Origin of the sequence: Loktanella salsilacus, assembly GCF_900114485.1 — a bacterium.
GTDB classification, from domain to species: domain Bacteria; phylum Pseudomonadota; class Alphaproteobacteria; order Rhodobacterales; family Rhodobacteraceae; genus Loktanella; species Loktanella salsilacus.
Genome location: NZ_FOTF01000074.1, coordinates 1 through 1,196, shown reverse-complemented (window position 1 = coordinate 1,196; position 1,196 = coordinate 1). Strand labels below are relative to the sequence as shown.

General features: G+C 62.5%; 2 protein-coding genes. Both read right to left on the bottom strand.

The genetic code is table 11. The annotated features are described in order from the left end of the window. Positions 1 to 860: hypothetical protein (locus BM131_RS19860; RefSeq protein WP_090192202.1), on the bottom strand; the 860-nt coding region annotated here is incomplete at its 3' end. Further along, positions 857 to 1,196 (bottom strand): hypothetical protein (locus BM131_RS20400; protein WP_425434324.1); only part of this gene is annotated, 340 nt, incomplete at its 5' end. The genes BM131_RS20400 and BM131_RS19860, both read right to left, overlap by 4 nt.

Here is a 1,196-nt window from a genome sequence, read left to right as displayed (position 1 = left end):
TTGCTATCCGCAAACGCCCCCTTGAACGCTGTCCGGACGTGGTCCGACACCGGTCTGCGCCCGGACAGCAGCCCCGCCAGCGGCGCCCGCTTCAGCGCATAGCCCGCAAGCCGGTACAGCCCCTGCGGCGTGCGGCCAAAGCTGACAATTGGCGCGGGGTTCAGCGTGCTACGCTGGACATGGTTGATCCGCCGCAGGACCGGGCTGGCGTATTCAGGATAGCTGGCACCATCCACCTGCCGGGCGGCATCGGTCAGGCCTGTGAAGGCATCGTTCTGCGTAAAATCCGCCAGTGCCTGCGCCGCGCCGTCCATATCCCGCTGCAGGCTTTCCTGCGTCATGACGTAGACGTTTTGGGTGCCAAACAGGCTCTGATACAGGGCCACCAGCTTGTCATAGGCGAAATGCTGCGGCGTAAATCCGAAATAGCCGAACTCGTTGGTGCCCGCAAAGAACTGCGCTGGTGTCATCGTGCCGCCGCGCAGCAGGTATTGCATATAGACGGACGGCAGGATGCGCTGCTGGTTGCGGATCGAGATCACGATCCGCGCATCAGGTGCGATCTGGGCCAGGCGGGCGGCATAGGCCTCGCTTTCCCTTCCGCCAAACAGTGGATTGCCCGACAGAATTTCGGAAGAGATGATAGGTGCCCCCATCGGCATCGCGTCGCGGCGGGCGGCGATCAGATCGCGCATCGGCGCGGGGTCAAAGGCCAGCCCGTGCGGCTGCACGATATGGCTGAAGACATCCGCATGATCCGCAATCTGCGCATAGCCGTGGTCTGCGACGAACAGCTTGCGCTGCATCCAGCTGGTAGCGGTCTTATGATAACCGATGTGCAGAGTGAGGGGCGTGCTCATAGCGCAGGGCTCATGTGTTTTCCTTTGACGTAGCGGCGCAGGTCGCCGCAGGACCAGAGCATCAGTGCGCTCAGTACGGCGAAGGCGGCGATCTGAGCTGTGATCTGATGCGGCATAAAGAACGCCGCCAGCAAGGTGAGCAGCATCACGCCAAGCGGGGCGGCCACCGCCCGCAACGGCACGGCGGATCGCCAGTGAATCAGTGCAAGGGCGGCTGTCAGGCCAAGCGCCTCTCCTGCGATACCAATGCCGATAATGGTGTACAGATTGCCAGTGGTGACGGCGATATACCAGCACAGTGGCAAGGTGGCGATGCGCAGCAGATTGGCCACCATC